This is a genomic window from Microvirga sp. BSC39 (genome assembly GCF_000739015.1).
In the GTDB taxonomy this organism is placed as follows: Bacteria; Pseudomonadota; Alphaproteobacteria; order Rhizobiales; family Beijerinckiaceae; genus Microvirga.
Window position 1 is genome coordinate 29,959 of sequence record NZ_JPUG01000067.1, and the last position, 20,452, is coordinate 50,410.

The window sequence follows — 20,452 nt, forward strand, 5'->3', positions numbered from 1 at the left end:
AGGAGTGTCGGATCGGTCACAGATCCGGTTGTCTTTGGCGCATCCCATAGCTCTCGGTCGAACGATGCCTAAATACGGATAAGCTCCGCCCGGCATCAGACAGGGAGGCTGGCTGCTGTCCAGCACAACCTATTGAAGACAATCAACTTTGAAGCCCTCTTCAGCGCATCCCCCAATCCTTACGTGCTGCTGGACCTCTCCCTGAACATCGCCGGCATGAACGACGCTTATCTGGCAGTCACCATGCGTGAGCGGGAGGATCTTATCGGGCGCAACATGTTCGAGGCCTTTCCCAGCGACCCGGATTCGCCGAGCCATCGCCAGCTGCGGAATTCCTTCGAGAAGGTGATCCGCGAGAGGGTGGCCGACCATCTCCCCATCATCGAGTACGCCATTCCTCTGCCCAACGGCCAGGGTTTCGAGGAGCGCTTCTGGAGCGCGACCCACACGCCGCTCTTCAATCATGCTGGCGAGATGACCTTCATCCTCCAGCATACGGTCGATGTGACTGAGTTGCAGCGTTTGCGGGTTCTCGCGAAGAGCTCCGGCTTTTCATCAGGGGCGTCCGTTCTGATGGAGACGGACATGCTCCGCAGGGCCCAGGCGGTGCAGGAGGCCAATCAGGCCCTGACTGAGGAGCGCCAGCACCTGCGCGGCCTGTTCGAGCAGGCTCCCGGCTTCATGGCGGCACTCAGCGGACCGGACCACGTTTTCACGATGGCGAACGACGCCTATTTGCGGCTGATCCGCCGTGAGAACATCATCGGAAAAAGTCTCCGGGAGGCGTTGCCCGAGGTCGTCGAGCAGGGCTTCCTGACTCTGCTCGACCGGGTGCGTCAAAGCGGACAACCCTTCGTCGGCCGGAGCATCAGGATCGTCCTGGAGCCAAGCTCCGGCGGTGCCCCTGAAGAGCGCTTTCTCGATTTCGTCTACCAGCCGATCTTTGACCCGGATGGGAAGGTGTCTGGGATCTTCGTCCAGGGCCACGATGTGACCGAGCAGAAGCGGAACGAGGAGGCTCTGCGTGAGAGTGAAGAACGGTTCCGGGTCATAGCGAACTCCATCGACCAGATGATCTGGGCAACGCAGCCAGATGGTTTCCACGACTACTACAACCAGCGTTGGTACGAGTTTACCGGGGTGCCGGAGGGGACTACCGACGGCGAAGGTTGGAACGGCATGTTCCATCCGGAAGATCAGGACAAAGCGTGGGGTGTCTGGCGTCGATGCCTGGAGACAGGCGAGCCCTACCACATCGAATACCGGCTCCGGCATCGGTCGGGCGAGTATCGCTGGGTTCTTGGCCGGGCCCAGCCACTTCGCGACAGCACCGGGCGCATTGTTCGCTGGTACGGCAGCTGCACGGACATTCACGACCTTAAGCAGGCCCAGGAGGAGACCCGTCGGCTTGCCTCGGTCCTGGCTGAGCGGGTGGCCGAACTGGATGAGGCGAATGAGGAAATCCAGCGCTTTGCCTATATCGTGAGCCATGATCTCAGAGCGCCCCTCGTCAATGTCATGGGCTTTACAAGCGAGCTCGAGGCCGCGCAGGCAGAGGTGGAGCGCTTCTACCGGCATGTCTATGAGAAGGATCCTCAGCTGGTCACACCGGAGGCTCGCATGGCTCTGGAGACAGACCTGCCGGAGGCAATCGGGTTCATCCGCTCCTCGACCGTTAAGATGGACAAGCTGATCAACGCCATTCTGAAGCTCTCCCGTGAAGGGAGGCGTGTGCTGATGCCGGAGCCGCTCAGCATGCGCCAGCTGCTGGAGGCCCAGTGCCAAAGCGTCGCACATCAGCTCCAGGAGCGTGGAGCGGAGCTGGTCGTCGAGGCCGTCCCAGACCTCACGAGCGATCGGCTCGCCATCGAGCAGATCTTCGGGAATCTGATCGATAATGCTGTCAAGTATCTGGACCCTAAACGCCCTGGGCGGATAGCGGTCAAAGGCAGGGAACTTGGCGCGAGCGTTCAGTTCGAGATCGAGGATAACGGCCGGGGGATCAATCCTAAGGACTTCGAACGGATCTTCGACCTGTTCCGGCGCTCCGGTGTGCAGGACCAGCAGGGAGAGGGCATCGGACTTGCGCACGTCCGCGCGCTTGTGCGAAGGCTTGGCGGCACGATTACCGTGTCGTCGCGACTGGGTGAGGGCTCGACCTTCACGGTCGTTCTGCCAAAATACATCAGCATGAATTCGGAAGCCGCCTGATGCCTAGCCAACAGCCTGTCACCATCATCATGGTCGAGGACGATGAGGGGCATGCCCGCCTGATCGAAAAGAACATTCGCCGCGCAGGCGTCTGCAACGAGATCCGGACCTTTGCGAGCGGGACGGGGGCCCTGGAGCATCTCTTCAGCGAAGATGTCCGCAATGCAGGACCATTCCTCGTTCTGCTGGATCTGAACCTGCCGGACATGAACGGGGTCGACATTCTCATCAAGCTGAAGGCGGACGAGAAGTTGAAGCGCGCACCGGTGGTTGTGCTCACGACCACCGACGACCAGCGCGAGATCCAACGCTGCTATGATCTCGGCGCCAACGTCTACATCACCAAGCCGGTGGAGTACGAATCCTTCTCCCAGGCAATTCGCCAGTTGGGACTGTTCCTGTCCGTCATCCAGGTTCCCGAGACGCTATGACTGGACGCGATACAGACGGCCCACCGATCAGGCTCCTGTACATCGATGACGACCACGGCCTCGGCCGGCTTGTCGAGCGCACTCTCGCACGCCAAGGCTTCCATGTCAGGCACGCTCTGAGCGGCGAAGAGGGACTGAGCCTGCTCGCTGCAGAGAGATTCGACGTGATCGCCCTGGATCACTTCATGCCGGGCAAGGAGGGGCTGGAAGTCCTCGCGGAGATCCACACACTCCCTGACCCTCCGCCCGTGGTCTACGTGACCGGCACCGATGAAGGCCGGATCGCCGTTGCCGCCCTGAAGGCAGGTGCAGCCGATTACGTCATCAAAGACGTCGGCGGGGTCTTTCTCGATCTCCTCCGGACGGCTGCCGAGCAGGCGCTTGCCGCCGCCCGCCTCCGGCGCGAGAAGGAAGCGGCCGAGCGGGAAATGCGCGAGGCGCGGGAGCGAGCCGAGATGCTCCTTCGCGAGGTCAATCACCGTGTCGCCAACAGCCTTCAGCTCGTCGCGTCCCTCGTGGCCATGCAGCAGAGGGCGCTGGGGAATGACACGGTCGCAAGAGACACGTTGACCGAAACCCAGAGCCGGATCACGGCCATATCGCAGATTCATCGGCGTCTCTATACGTCGAACGATGTTCGTTTCGTCGAAATGGACACCTATCTGCAAGGTCTTATCGAGGAACTGGAAGGCGCCATGAGAGCCGCCGGTCGTGTGCACACGATCACGGTTCTGGCGGAGCCGATCGCCGTTCCGACAGATAAAGCGGTCTCGATCGGTGTCATCGTGACGGAGCTCGTCACCAATGCCTTCAAGTATGCCTACCCGGAAGGAGCGTCCGGTGACATCCGCGTGGCTCTGTCGTCTTCCGGCGAACAGGCCGTTCTCGTCGTCGAGGATGACGGCATCGGGTGGACGGGCGATGGAGAAGTGCAGGGGAGCGGGCTCGGCACAAGGATCGTGAACGCCATGGCGTCCAACCTGCAATCCGCCATCGAGTTCGACCAGCAGCACGCGGGAACACGTGCGATGCTGCCATTTACGATCTGACCAGCCTTTCTGCTGGTTGTGTGTTCATACGCCAACAGGTGCGCATTCACCGCGCGCCTCCGGTCGTTAACGTCAAATCAGATAGAAGTGGCTGTATTTCAGATTGATGCCCGCGTCGATCTTGGCGAACTCGATGGCCTTGATTTTCGTGTCGACGCCGTCTGCATCGTAGGAAAGAACGCCCGTCTTCTTGTTGTAGATCAGGTAGTCGTTCGTATCCTTGGCCTGCGCGCCCACAGTGAAGAAGTTCTTGTTCAACTGAGACGGTTTATCAGGCGACCCTTTGCCGAGCTTCTTGAACACCGCATCATCGAGGTAGAATACATCGTCTCTCACCTTGTAGTCGGTGATCGCATCGAAGTTCACCTTCCTGTCGGTCGTAGAGCTTCCCAGCTTCTGATCGAACACGAACTTGTCCTTGCCGGTTCCCCCGGCAAGAATGTCGTTGCCGTAACCACCGGAGATTGTGTCGTCGCCCTCGGCAGCATCGATCACGTTCTTGCCGGCATTGCCGATCATGACGTTGTTCAACCTGTTGCCGGTGAGGCTGAGGTAAGTTGTGCCTGAGGCAGTGATGTTGCTGACATCGGCCGCGAGCGTCATGCTGGAGGAGGTGACGAGCGTCTTCTCCTCCTGCAGCCAAACGAGATCGCTGGCGAAGTTGGCCGGCATGACAAAACCTTCGGGGATCTCGTCGCCGAAGATATAGTCCGCTCCGCCGGTGCCATAGAGCCTGTCGGAACCCGCGCCCCCAACGATGAGATCGTCGCCGCCATTGCCATAGCCGATGTCGTCGCCGCTTCCGCCGATCATCACATCTCGGCTGTTGCCGCCATACAGCTGATCGTTGCCACCTTTGCCGTTCAGGCCGTTGACACCTTCATTGCCGTAGAGATTGTCGTCACCGGCTGCGCCGATCAGCTTGTCCCGGTCATTGCCGCCATAGCCGTTCTGGCCCTTGCCGACATCCCGCCACTCGTATTTGCGGAGGGAGACCTGCCGCTCGTCGTTGATTTCAGCGTCCACCGGCTTGCGTCCGGCTATTGCGATCAGATCCGCGAATTTGACGACCGTGCCGTCCCCAAGCTTGAGGGCAACAGCCGAACTGCTGTCCAATCCCGAGTAGTCGTTGAAGACGATGGCGCCGCCGTCGCTGAACACCAGCGTGAGCTTGTTGTGCTTCGGCGTATCGATCCAGTTCGCAACCTTGCCGACCCAAGTCGCCTTGATATCCTTGAGTGAGTAGCCTGACAGCTCGATAACATCGTCGCCGGGTCTGAAGTCCCAGATCATGTCGACGCCGTCGCCCTTGGCATAGCGGTACGTATCGTGGCCGTCGTTGCCGTAGAGATTGTCGCCAATGAGAACCTTGTTCAGCTTTCCATTGCCCGGATTTAGGGCAATCTCGCCGCGATCCGTGCCGCCGTAGATCGTGTCGTTTCCGCCTTCACCCTGCATCTCGTCATTGCCGCTGCCGCCATGGATGAAGTCATCATGGTCGCCAGCCTCGATGAGGTCGTCGTTTCCGATCTCCTGCGGCGGCGTTACGACGGGAGGTTGGACTTCTACCTTGGACAGCCCAGCGTCTACGGCCGTGACGTGCCTCGTCGTCTCATCGATCGTGTAAGAGCCCGTGCGGCCGGTGTTCACATCGGCGTCGCTGTCCCGCGTGTCGTCAGCACCGCCATTCGGCCCGGTGAACCGGTATGTTCCATCAGGACCCTTGCCGAACTGAACGGCGTAGCTCCCAAAGGACAATTCACTGAACCGATACTCGCCCTGGCTGTCCGTCAGCACAGTCGACACGACCTTGCCGACGGAGTCGATGAGGTTGACCTGAATGCCAGGCAGGCCGGTCTCTTTGCCGCTGTCGTCCCGAACGCCATCCTGGTTAAGGTCGAGCCAAACCCTCCCAGAGAGGGAGCCGGTCGGTGCTGCCGGATTCGCAATGGTTGGTGCTATGGGCGCCAGTCCCCAGAGCTTGAGACTGTCCTCGCGCTTGGCTCCATCCGTGCCGACACTCGTGAGACGCGCGCCGAAGCCCTGCTGTGCCAGATGCTCGAGCGTCAGGGGATCGGTAGCGTGGTCCAGGATGAGAGAGACCGTCTTGATGTCATCGCGTCCAATGCCCGACGTTCCGATGCCAATTCCCACGTCGTAGGGGGTGAGGGGGCGACCGTTCATGGTGTCGCTGTTGCCGCTGCCCGGCACAGATGCGACGCCGTTCGCGTCGAACAAGCGTCCTTCGATCAGGGATTCGAAACCGGCTGCTCCGGCAACCGAGAGGCCCTTCAGCCAGGTCTCGTCCGCGGGATCATTCTCGATGCCTGCAAGATGGAAGAAGATGCCACGAAGATCGGCAGTATCCGCATTCCCGTTCCCGTCGTTGTCGAAGACGGTTGCGGTCAACCTCAGGGTGCCGTCTGCCAGCTGCTCAACGAGAAACTTAACCGCAGGATTGCCGACTTTATATACGGAACCGCTATTATCGATCGGTTCATCCTTGTTGATGACGAACTCGAGCGCCCGAACCACGCCAGACATGCAACTTGCCCCAGACCAGAGTGAGCCGACGCAGTGAGGTCAGAGCGAGCCACTCCATATTTTGGGACCTATCAACTCTCTTCATGACGTAAAGTCAATCACTGCTTAAGTTTCTGCAAAGCAGTCAACACAAGCTTAGCAGCAAGTCTCTATGTCGCTTCCTGGTATTTGGTTACGTTTCTTCCTCGAATGATCCGTCAGAAAAGCAGGCTAATCCGAGGGTCTCCTCATCTATGCGGGTTTCTTCTGGAGGAAGTCATGTTCAGTCTTGTCCGGATTTCGCCGACAAGGACGTTCAGCTCCCGCTGCAACCGGCCCAAGCGGGACAAGATTTCGTGATCGGGCATGTGGGTGATGGCGAGCCGATCCTCCCCGTTGGGAAGCTGCTGCGTCATGCTGCGTAGCTCTTCCAGGGTCGTCGGACCGATATTGGGCACCGTCAGCCACTGGGCATCGGAAATGCTGGCTACCTCACGGATCGTAGGACACCGCCCCTGGAATTCTGCCAGAATGGCTCCCCGGACGCGTCCGGAGCATTTGTCGATCGGAAATGGATCGTCCAAACCCATCTCACACCCTCGCATACTCACCAGTGGGATAGTGTCCATCAAGAATGCGACCCTCAAGACTTGGCCGTGTCGGATACTCATGCGTATCGGCTAATTGTGGAAAAGAGCAGACGTCATTTCGGGGATGATGGCATGCGTTGGGAGTAGCCAAATTGTTCCAGATCTACATCCGGTCGTCCCTGGGAGGGTAGGCGCGCTCAAATCTTTGAACCGATTAGGTAAATAGGGGTAGATACCGACGGAATGCCTCGATGCGGATCGATCCGCCTTGTTCTGCGGGATCTCGTGGCTCCGTGCGGAGAACCACCATGATTAGCCGGCAACCTGATTGCGGTCGGGGCTCTTGAGGGATAAGCAGATCGATTGTGCCATGTCTTTGGGTTTTCGAGGGCTGAATGTCTGCTACATCCGTCTTGATCCACCTGTTCGGTGAGATTGCCCTGCTTCTCTGGGGCATCACCATGGTCAACAGCGGGGTACAGCGCGCTTTCGGCAGCGATCTGCGCTGGATCCTTGGGACGGCGTTGAGAACCCGCCTGCAGGCCTTTCTGGCGGGTGTCGGCGTCACCACCGTTCTTCAGAGCAGTACGGCCACGGCCCTGATGGTGGCGTCCTTCACGGCCGGAGGAGCGGTGGACATCGTTCCTGCCCTTGCCGTGATGCTGGGCGCGAATGTCGGCACGACCTTGATCGTGCAGGTGCTGTCCTTCGACGTATCATTGATTTTCCCGGTGCTTGTCTTCGGCGGCTTCATGGCCTTCCGGCGCGGAAAGACGAGCCGGACGAAAGACCTGGGGCGCGTTGCCATCGGCCTTGGATTGATGCTGCTGTCGCTCCACCTGCTGAGCGAGACGATCCACCTGATAGAGAACTCGGCAGTGCTGAAGGAGCTCCTGGCCTCCATCGCCTCCGACCCGTTGATTCTGGTGTTCCTGTCGGCGTTCTTCGCCTGGATCGCCCACTCCAGTGTGGCCGCTATGCTGCTGATCATGTCCCTGGCCGCAGCCGGCGTGATCGGACCGTCTGCCGCTCTTGTGATGGTGCTTGGCGCCAATCTCGGCAGCGCCCTCAACCCGTTTCTGGAGGCCATGGGAGGCGACCCGGCCAAGATCCGGGTGCCGGTCGGCAACCTGGCCACGCGAGTCGTCGGCTGTGCCCTGGCGCTGCCGCTGATCGATCCGATCCTGTCCGCCATGAACATGATCGACCCGGACCCGGCGCGTCTTGCGGCGAACTTCCACACGATCTTCAATGTGGTACTGGCTGCCATCTTCATCCTGCCGCTGCCTTGGATCGCAAGGCTGCTCGTCAGGGTGTTCCCGGAAAAGCTCCAAGCCTCCGATCCGGGAGTGCCGCAATATCTGGACAAGGATGCCCTCGATACGCCATCGGTCGCCCTGTCCAACGCAGCCCGCGAGGTTCTGCGGATGGTCGACACGGTCGACGCGATGCTGCGCAGTTCCCAGGATCTCTTCCGGGAGGATGACATCAGCCGTGTCGACCAGGTCAGTCGTACCGACGACGTGCTGGACAGGCTGTTCAGCGCCATCAGACGCTATCTCAGCTCCATCAACCACGAAGCATTGAACGAGGCCGAGGCGAAGCGCCTCTCGGACATCCTGGCCTTCGCCATCAACCTGGAGCATGTGGGCGACATCATCGACAAAAACCTGATGGAGTTGGCTGCCAAGCGCATCAGGAACCACCTGCGCCTGCCGAAGGACAGCCTGGAGGATATCACCAGCATGCATGCCAAGCTGCTGGAGCACCTGCAGCTCGCAGCATCCGTTCTCATGTTCCAGGACATCGGCTCGGCCCGCAGGCTCGTCTCCGAGAAGGAGCGATTCCGGGATCTTGAGCGGACGGTGGCGCAGAAGCATCTCGATCAGCTCCGGTCCGGCCGGACGGCAGGCGACACCGGCACGCTTCAGCTCGACATCGTCCGTGACCTGAAGCGCATCGAGGCTCACATCGCCTCCACCGGCCACTCCCTGCTGGAGCAGAGCGGAGAGCTCAAGCCGAGCCGCCTGACATCCTGACCGCGGGCTACTTCTGATCCTTCAGGGTTCGCCAATCCATGTAGCGGACCGGATCGGGCAGACCGATGTCGCGCCGCTCATGATCGGACAGGTGGCTCAGATCCGAGATGACAGAATCATTTCGCAGCAGAGCGGGGCGTAGCCAGAGCTTCAGGCGCAGCCAAACGCTCTCGATACCGCGCAAGCGGCGAGTCTCTTCATATCTCATGACAGCCTACCGATTTGTTTCGTCAGAGGGCTTCCGGCGCCCTCGTTGAGCATCCGTAAGGTGCTCCTGTTTCAGGAACTTGACAAAGCGAATGCCAATAGGCTGGCATAAGGTTGCCTTATGGATAACCTATGCCCAAGATGCCGTCGAAATTGCCTCCCATGAGTGCCGTCAGGGTCTTCGAAGCAGCCGCGCGGCACCAAAGCTTCACCCGGGCAGCCGAGGAGCTGGGCATGACCCAGGCGGCCGTGAGCTACCAGATCAAGATTCTCGAGGACCGGATCGGCGCTCCTCTGTTTGTCCGCTTGCCGCGCCAGGTCACCCTGACGGCCAAGGGGCGGCAACTTGCTCCTGCCGTGACGGAGGCGTTCGAAGCATTGCGCACGGCGTTCGCAGGCATTGAAGCGACGGCCCAAACGGTTCTCTCGATCTCGACGCTCACCACCTTCGCGGCCAACTGGCTGGTTCCGCGACTGGGGCGTTTCCAGCAGCTTCATCCGAACATTGCCGTTCAGATCAATATCTCAGGGCAGGTGGTGGATTTCGGCCAAAGCGACTTCGACTTAGGCATCAGGAGCGGCAATGGGAACTGGCCGGGCTTGGAGGCGCATCTCCTGTTTCCGAACCTGTTCACGCCGGTCTGCAGCCCCGAGCTCATCAGGGGGATCACGCTCAAAGAGCCGTCCGACATCCTCAAATTCCCGATCATCTCGCCGAATGATCCGTGGTGGCAGGACTGGTTTACTGCGGCAGGGGTGCAGGACTTCGATCCGTCGCAGCGCCCCGACAACTATCTTGGTGCCCAGCAATTCGAGGGCATGGCCGCCATGGCGGGACAGGGATTTGCCCTGATCAACCCCTATTTCTTCCCGGCCGACCTCGCGGCAGGTCGCCTCGTTCAGCCTTTCGACCTGCTCGCCACGTCCGAGCGGGGGTATTGGCTGGTCTACCCGAAAGCCCGCCGTCGCTCGCCCAAGATCGAAGCGTTCCGTGACTGGGTCCTGAGCGAGGTCGCAGGGGACGCAGAGAAGACGTCCGCGCTCAGCCCCATGGAAACCGAGGCCTGACAGGCCCCGGATCTGATTACTCCGCAGCCTGGGCTTCGACCGGCTTAGGCTTCAGATGCACCAGCATGTCGATGAGGGCGCGGTCGTGAAGGACGACCATGCGCTCCTTGTTGTGAAGCCAGCTCACCGCATCCTCGATGGTCTCGGCATCGACGAGCTTGGCCTCCGCGAGAGCACGTTCCGTCTCGATGATGCCGCGTTTACGCGGCGGGGCAGGCGGAAGCATCTCGATATGACGCTCCCTCAGGTTCGGGTCCTCGTAGATGGCCTTCAAGCCGTCCGCATCGTCAAAGCCGAAGGTGATGTTGCGCGCCTGGAGTTCGTTGGCGCGGGTGGCGATAGCTGGAGGCTGAAACTCTTCGGGTGTTCTAAGGAGCCCGAGACGCTTCAGGGCAAGACCTGCCCCCAGCTGGCCGCTGAGCCAGGAGAGAGGGATCGCCAGCAGCAGGCCGATGATCGTCGGCGACATCCAGAGGAAGAGGGACGTGGCGATCATGAAGGCCGAGAGACCAGCGAGCGCTCCGAGCACCGTATGGGCCCGGTGGCGGCGAACGATGTCTTTGAAAGGAATCGAGCCGTCGTCGCGACGCTGCGGCTGCCAGCCCGTGTCGCGCCCGAGGAGGATCTGGAACACCGAACCCGACTGGATAAGCATGAGGATCGGCGCCAGGAGGGCCGACAGGATGATCTCGATGGTCGAGGAGATGATCAGCCGGATGCCGCCACCGGATGCCCGCCGATCACTGCCGCGGATGAGCATCAGGACCAGGCCGAAGAGCTTCGGTGCAAGCAGGATGCCCATGGTGACGGCGAACAGCGTCAGGGCTCGCTCGGGGTCGAACCGGGGCCAGATCGGGTAAAGGCGGAAGTCGCGGGCGAAATATTCCGGCCGGATATAGGTGGTCTGCAGGACGAGGGCGATACCGACGATCAGCTGGAACAGCCAGAACGGCGAAGCGAGATAGGACATGATGCCGGTAGCGAAGTGCTGCCGTGTCGGCAGCTTCAGGCCCTTTGCAGTAACCACCCGCATGTGCTGAAGATTGCCCTGGCACCAACGTCGGTCGCGCGCCGAGAGGTCGATGAGGGAGGGCGGGCTTTCCTCGTAGGAACCCTGCAGATCCGCCAGCATGTAGACCGACCAGCCGGCGCGGCGGAGCAGGGCCGCCTCTACGAAATCGTGGCTGAGGATGTGACCGCCGAAGGGCGGCTTGCCCTTCAGGTCCGGCAATCCGCCGTGATCCGCAAAAGCCCTGGTGCGGATGATGGCGTTGTGGCCCCAGTAGTTGCCGTCGCGTCCCATCCAGACCGCAAGCCCCATGGCGATCACCGGCCCGGTAACGCGGGCGGCATATTGCTGGAGGCGGGCGAAGAGGGTGTTGCGGTTGATGATGAGCGGCAGCGACTGGATGATGCCCGCGTCCGGATCGGCTTCCATGGCAGCGGCCAGGCGGACGATGCACTCACCCGTCATGAGACTGTCGGCATCGAGCACCAGCATGTGCTCGTAGTGGCCGCCCCAGCGGGAGACGAAATCGGCGATGTTGCCGGCCTTGCGGTGATAGTTCTTCTGGCGGTGCCGGTAATAGAACCGCGCCCCGGGTCCCAGGCGCTCCCTCAGGGCGAGGAAGGCACGCTCTTCCGCAATCCAGGCATCCGGATTGGTGGTGTCGGAGAGAATGAAATAGTCGAAGCTGTCGCCTAGGCCAGTTGCGTAGACGGACTCATAGATCGCCTCCAGGGCCGCGAAGGTGCGGTCGGTCTGCTCGTTGTAGACCGGCATGACGATGGCGGTCTTGTGCTGCAGCGTCGAAGGCAGCGGCCCGCCATGTCCGGGACGACGAAGCAGGGCGAGGAAGCCCAGGAGGGCACTGGTGAAGGCTACAGCGATCCACGAGAAATTGACGGTAAACAGGCCGACGAGCACCCACTGGAGCGCCGTGGTACGGCTGACCGACACGACCTGGTACATCTCCCAGGTGCCGTAAGCCGTGAGCAGGAGGCCGCCACCGAACACGAAGAGGCGCGCGAGCCAGGTTCCCAGCTTCGGATGCTGCAGAACGGGTTTGCGCTCCTGCGAGCCCGACCAGCGCCGAAGCGACTGGGTCGGCATGTCGAGGTGCTTTTCGGGAGGCATAGCGGCTGCGGGCCGCTCGAGAGCAGCTACATTCGGGTTCGAATCGTGACTTACGGTGTCCAACGATACAGCCATGTCTCGCTAATCGGTTTCCCGCCTGCTTCTAGGATCAGGCGCATCTCACACGCGTTTTCGTTGCCCGGGTCAAGCTCGAATGCGACACGTACTGTCTTTCTCTCAGGATATGGCAAAAGTTTGAGGTTCTGGAACGTTCCAGGGCCAACGGTTAAGACGGATTTTAGGTCCGCCGGCAGGTTCTCGCCAAGCATGTCGCCAGCGAAATCGACCGTGAACCGGCGCCGTCGGGCTCCGCTGCCCCGGCCCGAGCGCGTCTGGGTCACGGTGGCCAGCGGTGGCCGCTCCGGCGCATTCCAGCCCCAGGACTGTCGATAGGCGAGAGCAACCTCGGAACCGGCGGCCATCGGCCCCCTCGGGCGCCAGTAGGTCAGAATATTGTCGTTGATCTCGGCATCGGTCGGGATTTCCAAGAGCTGCACGCTGCCCTGGCCCCAGTCGCCGAGAGGCTCGATCCAGACGCTCGGCCGCCGCTCGAAGCGCTGATCGTCGTCTTGGAAAGCCTCATAGGACCGCTCCCGCTGAAGCAGGCCAAAGCCGCGCGGAGAACTGTCGACGAAGGCGGAGATCTGGAGGGTCTCCGGATTCTGCAGCGGACGCCAGAGCCATTCTCCGGAACCGTTCAGCATCTGAAGGCCCGAGGATTCGTAGACGGCAGGCCTGATATCGTCCGTGTTGAGGAGATCGTTCGGCCCGTAGAGATAGGTCGAGGCAAGGCCGCCCAGCCCTACGTGTTCGAGATTGACGCGAGGGAACAGGGTGGTCTCCACATCGACGATGGTCATGTCGCCGGGACGGAACGTCATGCGAACCGCGCCGGTGGTCGATTCGGAGTCGAGCACGCCATGAACCGTGATGCTGTTGCTGCCAACCGCCGGACGCTCGAGCCAGAAGGCCCGGAATGCGGGAAACTCCTCGCCCCGAGCCTCGGCCGGACGCAACGTCAGCGCTCGGGCGATGGCCCCATAGTTCTGTCCCCGGGCGAGGGCGCGGAAGAAGGTGCCGCCCTGCACGACGGCAAAGTCGAACGGCCTGCCGTTGCCGACCTGGGCGATGAGCCTGAACCCTGAATAGCGGATGTCTCCGAGGTTGTTCGGCAGGTTGACCCGGCCGAAGTCGAACTGGGAGGGCTGGTAGCCAACGCGGCGGACAGCCCCGTCCTCGACCACGAAAAGCTCGACCGCATCCCGGAATACGAAGCCGCGATGGAGGGGCTCGACCGCAATCCCGCGGGCTTCCGAACTCCAGAGGGGCGGCTGCGTGTAGCGGATCGCCCCATACTGCTCTGGATTCAGATTCGCGAAGACGTCCGGCAGGTCGTTGGCAGGCGCTGCGAACGGTTTCTTGGCGAGCTGGCGCGCGATGTCGACGACCACCGCCGGATCGAAGCGCTGATTCTCTCCCATTCTTGCGGAAATCGTTTCCTGGAGGGACTGCGCCCTGAGAGTCGGCGCGAATGTCAGCCCGGCGACGGAGGCACCGATGTAAGCCAGCATGTCGCGCCGGCGAGGATGGAAGGGGGATCGACCCCTTGGCGGTACCGGCACAGTTATACTCTTGCGTGTACGAAGGCTCTTCAGCCAGACAAGTGGAATGTCCTATACATATCGTCAATCGTGAGCGTGAAGTAAACGCAGCCATTGGGGAAACTGCCGGATTGCTCATGAAACGATTGCCGATTTACCCCTTCTGATCTAGCTGCACGGCAGTGCCCCACCGGATTGAAACTGTATGACCCTGTCCCACACCCCCCAAGCGTCGTCTCGGACCTGCCTGGCCATTGTGCTCGCGGCAGGTGAGGGCACCCGGATGAAATCCGGGAAACCCAAGGTTCTGCATCAGGTCGCCAACCGCTCCATGTTGGGTCACGTGCTGGCGACCTTGACCCAGGCGGGCGCCACCAGCACCGCCGTCGTGATCGGTCCGGATCGTGAGGACGTTGCCAGGGAGGTTCAGAAAATCTCAGGCCAGGCCAGGATCTTCGTTCAGACGGACCGCCTCGGGACAGCGCATGCGGTTCTGAGCGCCCGGGAGTCCTTGGCGCAGCCGGCCGACGATGTGATTATCGCTTTCGGCGATACGCCCCTGATCCTGCCTGGGACCTTCACCAAGTTGAGGGCTCCTCTGGCTGAAGGTACAGCCGTGGTCGCCATGGGGTTCGAGGCCAAGGACCCGACTGGCTACGGCCGCTTCATCACATCGGGCGACGAACTCCTGGCCATTCGCGAGCACCGGGATGCCAGCGACGCCGAGCGGGCGATCACCCTGTGCAACGGCGGGCTGATGGCGATCCGGGGCGATCTGGCCTTGCCGCTCCTCGATCGGGTGCAGAACGAGAACGCCAAAGGGGAGTACTATCTCACCGACATCGTCGAGATCGCCCGCAGCCTCGGCCACAGGACGGCGATCGCCGTCGTATCGGAGGAGGAGGTGCATGGGGTCAACGATCGGGCGCAGCTCGCAGCCGCCGAGCGCATGATCCAGGACCGTCTGCGCCAGGCCGCCATGGCGTCGGGCGTTACGCTGGTAGCGCCGGAGACGGTCTTCCTCAGCCACGACACCCGGCTGGGACAGGATGTCGTGGTCGAGCCGCATGTGGTCTTCGGTCCGGGCGTGGTGGTGGAGGAGGGAGCCATCATCCACAGCTTCAGCCATTTGGAGGGGGCACGGATCGCTTCCGGGGCCGGTGTCGGTCCCTTCGCACGCCTGCGGCCCGGCGCAATGATTGGCCCCAAGGCCAAGGTCGGCAACTTCGTCGAGATCAAGAACACGGATCTCGGGGCAGGGGCCAAGGTCAGCCATCTGACCTATCTCGGCGACGCCAGCGTCGGTGCCGAGGCGAATATCGGCGCCGGCACCATCACGTGCAATTACGATGGCTTCAACAAGTACCGGACCGAGATCGGCGAGGGCGCCTTCATCGGCTCCAATTCCTCGCTCGTGGCTCCTGTTTCCATAGGCCGGGGCGCATTCGTCGGCTCCGGCTCAGTTATTACGGACAACATCCCTGATAACGCCTTAGGTCTTGGCCGCGGACGTCTGACTATCAAAGAAGGTTGGGCCATCGAATTCCGGGAAAAGGCTCAGGCCGCCAGGAAGAAATAAGACTGTTTGTCACAATAGGTTACGCAAGTTGATTCTGCCCTTGGGGCCTCCCTTATGTAAGAGAGACCTCAAGCGTAGCGTTGGTCGCGTTGCAAAAGGAAGTTCTTTATCATGTGCGGAATTGTTGGAATCATTGGGAAAACGCCTGTGGCGCCACAGATCGTGGAGGCGCTCAAGCGGCTTGAATACCGTGGTTACGACTCCGCCGGCGTGGCGACCCTGGAGGAGGGGCGCCTCGACCGTCGGCGCGCCGAGGGCAAGCTGCGCAATCTCGAGACCAAGCTCTCCCAGTCTCCGCTCTCCGGTGTCATCGGCATCGGCCATACCCGCTGGGCGACCCACGGCAAGCCCAATGAGACCAACGCGCATCCCCACGCCACCGACAAGCTGGCAGTGGTCCATAACGGCATCATCGAGAATTTCCGCGAACTGAAGACCGGGCTCGAAGCCAAGGGCATTCGTTTCGAAACCGAGACCGACACTGAAGTGGTGGCCCAACTCGTCACCTACGAGATCCGCCAGGGACGTGGACCCATCGAGGCGGTGGCCGTGACCCTGCCGCGTCTGCGCGGTGCCTTCGCGCTCGGGTTCCTGTTCTCCGGTGAGGACGATCTGCTGATCGGAGCACGCCACGGCGCTCCTCTCGCAATCGGTTACGGTCAGGGCGAGATGTATCTCGGTTCCGACGCCCTGGCATTGGCCCCGTTCACGGACGAGGTTGCTTATCTCGATGATGGCGACTGGGTGATCCTGACGAACAGGGGCGCCGACATTCGTGATGAGAACGGCAAGTCGGTGCAGCGGATCCGCCATAAGATCCCGGCCGGCTCCTTCATGGCCGACAAGGGCAACTACCGCCACTTCATGGCCAAGGAAATCCACGAGCAGGCCGAGGTGGTGGGGCGCACACTGGCGCACTACGTCAACTTCTCGGGTGAACGGGTTGAGCTGCCGTTCGAACTGCCCTTCGACTTCAAGGACCTCAATCGCATTTCGATCTCCGCCTGCGGCACTGCCTATCTGGCGGGTTTGATCTCGAAGTACTGGTTCGAACGCTTGGCGCGCATTCCTGTCGAGATCGATGTCGCGTCCGAGTTCCGCTATCGGGAGGCTCCCCTGGAGCCGGGCGGCCTGGCACTCTTCGTCTCGCAATCGGGCGAGACGGCGGACACACTAGCATCCCTTCGCTATGCCACCGCCGAGAAGCAGCATACGCTCTCCGTGGTGAACGTGCCGACCTCCACCATGGCGCGCGAGAGCAACGTGGTTGCGCAGACGCTCGCTGGAGTCGAGGTGGGTGTCGCGTCGACCAAGGCCTTTACCTGCCAGCTCACCGTGCTCCTCTCACTTGCTATCGCAGCCGGCCGCGCGCGCGGCACGCTGAGCATAGAAGACGAGAAGGAACTGGTGAACGCGCTCATCGCCGTGCCGGGCCAGATGACCGAGGCGATCAAGCGTGAGCATCAGATCGAGGTTCTCTCCCGTGAGCTATCGAAAGCCAAGGATGTGCTCTATCTCGGACGCGGCACCTCCTATCCGCTTGCGATGGAAGGCGCCCTGAAGCTCAAGGAAATCTCCTACATCCATGCGGAAGGCTATGCGGCCGGCGAGCTGAAGCACGGACCCATCGCGCTCATCGACGAGACGATGCCGGTCATCGTGATCGCGCCGCACGACAACATTTTCGAAAAGACCGTATCGAACATGCAGGAAGTCGCCGCCCGCGGCGGCCGCATCATCCTGATCACGGACGAGAAGGGTGCCCTGGAAACAGGCCTCGACACCATGGCCACCATCGTGCTGCCATCCGTGCATCCCATCGTGGCGCCGATCATCAATGCGGTTCCGATCCAGTTGCTGGCCTACCACACTGCTGTCTTTATGGGGAAGGATGTGGACCAGCCGCGTAATCTTGCGAAGTCAGTCACGGTGGAGTGAGAAGGCGCCGCTCTCGCCGGGGCAATAGCCCTAAACCGCGTCGATCGTTGCGGGGCCCGACAGGGGTACATCATCTTAGTGAATGAACGTGCTCGCCCGTCCAGTTACTCTCTCCATGCCGGTGGTCCCGGGCACCCGGGACTGGAGCGCGACGCGAGGGATCATGCCTAAGATGTCCACCTACAGCCCTAACTGGATACGGCAGAGCGAGAGCGATTGGGACACGGTCAATTCGACCCAACTCTACCGAATGTATCCGCATCCCCCACGGACCACGGGGCAAAGCGTCGATAGGCCAGCAGAAAGAAATCTTGCGGCGACTGTGAAGTTGCCGGCCTCCCAGAGAAAACCCTGATGACGGCCGAGGAGACCTGCCTATACGCCTGCATGCAACAGGCGATTTGCCGGAAGTCAGGGCGCGGGCAGGATCTTGCTTCAAAGTAAGTCACCGACGCCGACAGACGCAAAGAACCCGGGGCCATCGAAAGATGGCCCCGGGTTCTTTGTACGTACAATCTGTTATCTCTTAACGTCTTGCGGGAGAGGATGCGAAGCTGGTGAACGACGCGAATAGGCTGCAACGCGTCGAAGAAGATCGAGGTAGGTCTTGCTCAGAACTTGACGACTAAACCGCATACGAACGCAGTTCAAGCCGTTTCTCCCGAGTTCGTCTCGTAGAGACGCGTCGTCGGCCAGCGTTTGAATGGCGGCACTTAGCTCCTCAGCGTTCTCCGGAGTGACGACAAGGCCCGATTTCGCCTCCAGGATGATCTCTGCGGACTCGCCGTCGACGCCAAGTACGATAGGCTTAGATGCCGCCATCGCTTCGAAGATCTTCGATGGGATTACGGCGCGAAAGAGGGGGCTGTTGGACAAGACGACCAGGGAGATATCCGTAGCTGCCATTACGTCAGGCATGTCGCTGCGTGGAAGCTCGCCCAGGAACATGACATTGGAGAGGCCCATCTTATCCCGCATTGCAGTCAGCTTAGTGCGCTCTGCGCCGTCGCCAACCATGGCGAAGACGATCTCCGGACGATGTTCGAGCTTCGCCGCGGCCATTAGCACCGTTTCCAGCTTATGTGCCATGCCATGAGTGCCAATGTAGGACACCATGATCTTGCTGGTCAGTTCATGCTTGGCTCTGAAGTTCGCGCCATCCCCGGCCGCGAACTTCCTAAGATCGACTCCATTTTTGATGACATGGACTTTCTCGCGCTTGGCTCCGTTAGTCACGATATGTCTGACGAAGGTGTCTGTCACGGAAACGACAGCGTCCGCTTTACGATATGCCCACCGTTCAAGGTGCTCGAACGGAGCGATAATCGCCCGGCTCCTGATCGCCCCAACGGCTACAATGCTTTCTGGCCAGAGGTCCCGAATCTCCAAGACCCATGGTCTGCGCTTGATCCACGACAGCAATCCACCGGCGATGCCGCAGAACAGGTTAGGCGACGTCGACATGACCACATCCGGCCGCGGCAGCCATGGGCTGGCGATGACAACGGAGAGGAGAAGCGAGAGGTAATTGAGCGTTCTTAAGAACAAGCCTTCGTTCGCGGAAACTAAAGTCCACAAACGGATGACGTTAACTCCATCGATGACCTCTCTCTGGAAGAGGCGGTTTCGATAACCGGGAAATACCTTGCCCCTCGGGTAGTTGGGTGCGCAGGTAACCACAGTCACGGTCGCTCCCGAAGTGACCCAGGCGCGAGCATTCTCTGACATTCTGACCGCCAGCGCCCCGTTCTCCGGAGGGTAATAATGACTAACGCAGAGTATATGCACGCTGTTGACCCTTCCGTTCCATTGCGCCCGATCTGAGGCGCTTCCGATCACGCACCCAGGTAGGCCTCGATATGGTCGCGGATCCGCTCAGCGGCTCTGCCGTCGCCATAGGGGGAGACACCCTTTGCCATGGACCGGTAGGCCTCCTGATCGTCCAACAAGCGGGATGCCTCGGCGACGATCGTGCCACGATCTGAGCCGACCAGGCGAGCAACTCCCATTTCAACGGCTTCAGGGCGCTCTGTTTCGCTCCGCATCACCAAAACCGGCTTCCCGAAGGCCGGTGCCTCTTCCTGCAACCCACCACTGTCGGTCAGCACGAAGGTGCACCTGGCAAGAACACTCACCAGTGCCGGATAGTCCAACGGCGGGCACATATGAATGCCTTCCTCGCGGCTGAGCATATCCCGGGCGAGGTGGCTGACACTCGGGTTCGGGTGCACGGGATAGATGAACTCCAGGTCCGGATAATGACGTCTCAGATCCAGTATCGACTGGAACATCTGACGCATCGGTTCGCCCATGTTTTCACGGCGATGAGCCGTCACGAGTGCAATTCGCGAAGAGTCTTTGATGGAGAAAGGCAGGGGCGGAGCGCGCTCCCTCATCCAATAAAGCGCATCGATGCAGGTATTGCCAGTAACGAAGACATCGGCCTCCTGGACGCCGGCGCGGTACAAGTTCGCCTGAGCTCCTCGTGTAGGCGCGAAATGCAGGGTGCTCAGGAGGCCAGCTACCCGCCGATTGAACTCTTCAGGAAACGGAAGATGAATATCCGCCGTCCTCAGACCTGCCTCGACATGCCCGAACGGTATATTCTGATAGAAACACGAAACAGCGGCTACCATGACTGACGTGGTATCGCCCTGCGCCAGCAGCATATCAGGTGCGAGCTCGGACAGACAAGGCTCCAGCCTCTCAAAAAGGCGCGCGGTCAGGCGCGGGAGCGACTGTCCCTCGACCATGACATCCAGGTTCTGGTGAACCTTGATGCCGAAGACTGCGAGGGATTGATCGAGCAGCTCGCGGTGTTGGCCCGTGGCGACAACGATCGTCTCCGCCCAGGATGTTTCCTGCAGCTTCAGGATCACCGGCGCCATCTTGATGGCTTCAGGACGCGTTCCGACGATGCAAACTATTCGCTTCCTGAAATTCAAGATGGCCGTCTCCAAAAAACTGAAGTTGTCCTCAGCAGGACGCATCTGAAGGTATCAGGCCGGGTGTCGCGCGTGAGAAGCGAATGAGGATACGCCCCGGCGGGCAACCGTCGATTGATCGGTAATCCTTCAGA

General features: G+C 60.9%; 14 protein-coding genes. 7 read left to right on the forward strand and 7 right to left on the reverse strand.

Annotated features, from left to right (window positions below; translation table 11 throughout):
- Nucleotides 1-132: 132 nt before the first annotated feature.
- Genes MA07_RS27885 through MA07_RS15840 form a run of 3 tightly spaced genes read left to right on the forward strand, consistent with a single transcriptional unit; the run spans nt 133 to nt 3,691 of the window.
- Entirely contained in the window at nt 133-2,211 is a 2,079-nt protein-coding gene (locus tag MA07_RS27885; protein WP_052003218.1) for a PAS domain-containing protein, read from the forward strand.
- Nucleotides 2,211-2,642, forward strand: a complete 432-nt coding sequence (locus tag MA07_RS15835; RefSeq protein ID WP_036352872.1) for a response regulator — start codon at nt 2,211-2,213, stop codon at nt 2,640-2,642. Before MA07_RS27885 ends, MA07_RS15835 begins: the two co-directional genes overlap by 1 nt.
- Nucleotides 2,639-3,691, forward strand: coding sequence for a histidine kinase dimerization/phosphoacceptor domain -containing protein (locus MA07_RS15840; RefSeq protein WP_036352875.1), 1,053 nt, complete (start codon nt 2,639-2,641; stop codon nt 3,689-3,691). The genes MA07_RS15835 and MA07_RS15840 overlap by 4 nt, the downstream gene beginning before the upstream one ends.
- Nucleotides 3,692-3,763: 72 nt before the next feature.
- On the opposite strand, the gene MA07_RS15845 is transcribed toward MA07_RS15840, so the two are convergent.
- Both MA07_RS15845 and MA07_RS15850 read right to left on the reverse strand, forming a co-directional pair.
- Nucleotides 3,764-6,235: an SdrD B-like domain-containing protein gene (locus MA07_RS15845; protein ID WP_036352878.1), complete on the reverse strand. Its 2,472-nt coding sequence runs from the start codon at nt 6,233-6,235 to the stop codon at nt 3,764-3,766.
- 227 nt (nt 6,236-6,462) lie between these two features.
- A complete protein-coding gene (locus MA07_RS15850; RefSeq protein WP_152568885.1) occupies nt 6,463-6,804 on the reverse strand; it encodes a hypothetical protein in 342 nt (113 codons plus the stop codon).
- A 395-nt stretch (nt 6,805-7,199) separates the two neighbouring features.
- Between MA07_RS15850 and MA07_RS15855 the strand changes: the two genes are divergently transcribed.
- Nucleotides 7,200-8,843: a Na/Pi cotransporter family protein gene (locus tag MA07_RS15855; protein ID WP_036352884.1), complete on the forward strand. Its 1,644-nt coding sequence runs from the start codon at nt 7,200-7,202 to the stop codon at nt 8,841-8,843.
- A 7-nt stretch (nt 8,844-8,850) separates the two neighbouring features.
- On the opposite strand, the gene MA07_RS30155 is transcribed toward MA07_RS15855, so the two are convergent.
- Complete coding sequence (locus MA07_RS30155; RefSeq protein WP_160195445.1) at nt 8,851-9,027, reverse strand: hypothetical protein; 177 nt, start codon at nt 9,025-9,027, stop codon at nt 8,851-8,853.
- Between the two features lie 155 nt (nt 9,028-9,182).
- Between MA07_RS30155 and gcvA the strand changes: the two genes are divergently transcribed.
- Nucleotides 9,183-10,118, forward strand: a complete 936-nt coding sequence (gene gcvA, locus MA07_RS15860) for a transcriptional regulator GcvA (RefSeq protein WP_052003219.1) — start codon at nt 9,183-9,185, stop codon at nt 10,116-10,118.
- Between the two features lie 16 nt (nt 10,119-10,134).
- Here the strand turns inward: gcvA and mdoH are convergent, their stop codons facing one another.
- Both mdoH and MA07_RS15870 read right to left on the reverse strand, forming a co-directional pair.
- Nucleotides 10,135-12,330, reverse strand: a complete 2,196-nt coding sequence (gene mdoH / locus MA07_RS15865) for a glucans biosynthesis glucosyltransferase MdoH (RefSeq protein ID WP_152568886.1) — start codon at nt 12,328-12,330, stop codon at nt 10,135-10,137.
- Nucleotides 12,306-13,736 carry a glucan biosynthesis protein gene (locus tag MA07_RS15870; protein ID WP_036352891.1) on the reverse strand — a complete coding sequence of 477 codons (1,431 nt, stop codon included), beginning with the start codon at nt 13,734-13,736 and terminating at the stop codon, nt 12,306-12,308. Before MA07_RS15870 ends, mdoH begins: the two co-directional genes overlap by 25 nt.
- A 325-nt stretch (nt 13,737-14,061) precedes the next feature.
- On the opposite strand from MA07_RS15870, the gene glmU reads away from it, so the two are divergent.
- Entirely contained in the window at nt 14,062-15,435 is a 1,374-nt protein-coding gene (gene glmU, locus MA07_RS15875) for a bifunctional UDP-N-acetylglucosamine diphosphorylase/glucosamine-1-phosphate N-acetyltransferase GlmU (protein ID WP_036352894.1), read from the forward strand.
- A gap of 111 nt (nt 15,436-15,546) precedes the next feature.
- The gene (gene glmS, locus MA07_RS15880; protein WP_036352897.1) at nt 15,547-17,373 is read left to right on the forward strand and encodes a glutamine--fructose-6-phosphate transaminase (isomerizing); all 1,827 of its coding nucleotides are present in this window, start codon (nt 15,547-15,549) and stop codon (nt 17,371-17,373) included.
- Nucleotides 17,374-17,892: 519 nt separating this feature from the next.
- On the opposite strand, the gene MA07_RS15885 is transcribed toward glmS, so the two are convergent.
- Together MA07_RS15885 and wecB are read right to left on the reverse strand one after the other, a co-directional pair.
- Nucleotides 17,893-19,212 (reverse strand): glycosyltransferase family 4 protein, encoded by a 1,320-nt coding sequence (locus MA07_RS15885; RefSeq protein ID WP_348270407.1) that lies wholly within the window; start codon nt 19,210-19,212, stop codon nt 17,893-17,895.
- Complete coding sequence (gene wecB, locus MA07_RS15890) at nt 19,209-20,363, reverse strand: UDP-N-acetylglucosamine 2-epimerase (non-hydrolyzing) (protein WP_052003220.1); 1,155 nt, start codon at nt 20,361-20,363, stop codon at nt 19,209-19,211. Before wecB ends, MA07_RS15885 begins: the two co-directional genes overlap by 4 nt.
- Between the last annotated feature and the right edge of the window lie 89 nt (nt 20,364-20,452).

Bases quoted from the DNA above. Each gene is read 5' to 3' on its own strand.
- MA07_RS15835 (WP_036352872.1), top strand. From the start codon at position 2,211: ATGCCTAGCCAACAGCCTGTCACCATCATCATGGTCGAGGACGATGAG.
- MA07_RS15840 (WP_036352875.1), top strand. From the start codon at position 2,639: ATGACTGGACGCGATACAGACGGCCCACCGATCAGGCTCCTGTACATC.
- MA07_RS15845 (WP_036352878.1), bottom strand. From the start codon at position 6,235: ATGTCTGGCGTGGTTCGGGCGCTCGAGTTCGTCATCAACAAGGATGAA.
- MA07_RS15850 (WP_152568885.1), bottom strand. From the start codon at position 6,804: ATGGGTTTGGACGATCCATTTCCGATCGACAAATGCTCCGGACGCGTC.
- MA07_RS15855 (WP_036352884.1), top strand. From the start codon at position 7,200: ATGTCTGCTACATCCGTCTTGATCCACCTGTTCGGTGAGATTGCCCTG.
- gcvA (WP_052003219.1), top strand. From the start codon at position 9,183: ATGCCCAAGATGCCGTCGAAATTGCCTCCCATGAGTGCCGTCAGGGTC.
- mdoH (WP_152568886.1), bottom strand. From the start codon at position 12,330: ATGGCTGTATCGTTGGACACCGTAAGTCACGATTCGAACCCGAATGTA.
- MA07_RS15870 (WP_036352891.1), bottom strand. From the start codon at position 13,736: ATGGGAGAGAATCAGCGCTTCGATCCGGCGGTGGTCGTCGACATCGCG.
- glmU (WP_036352894.1), top strand. From the start codon at position 14,062: ATGACCCTGTCCCACACCCCCCAAGCGTCGTCTCGGACCTGCCTGGCC.
- glmS (WP_036352897.1), top strand. From the start codon at position 15,547: ATGTGCGGAATTGTTGGAATCATTGGGAAAACGCCTGTGGCGCCACAG.
- wecB (WP_052003220.1), bottom strand. From the start codon at position 20,363: ATGCGTCCTGCTGAGGACAACTTCAGTTTTTTGGAGACGGCCATCTTG.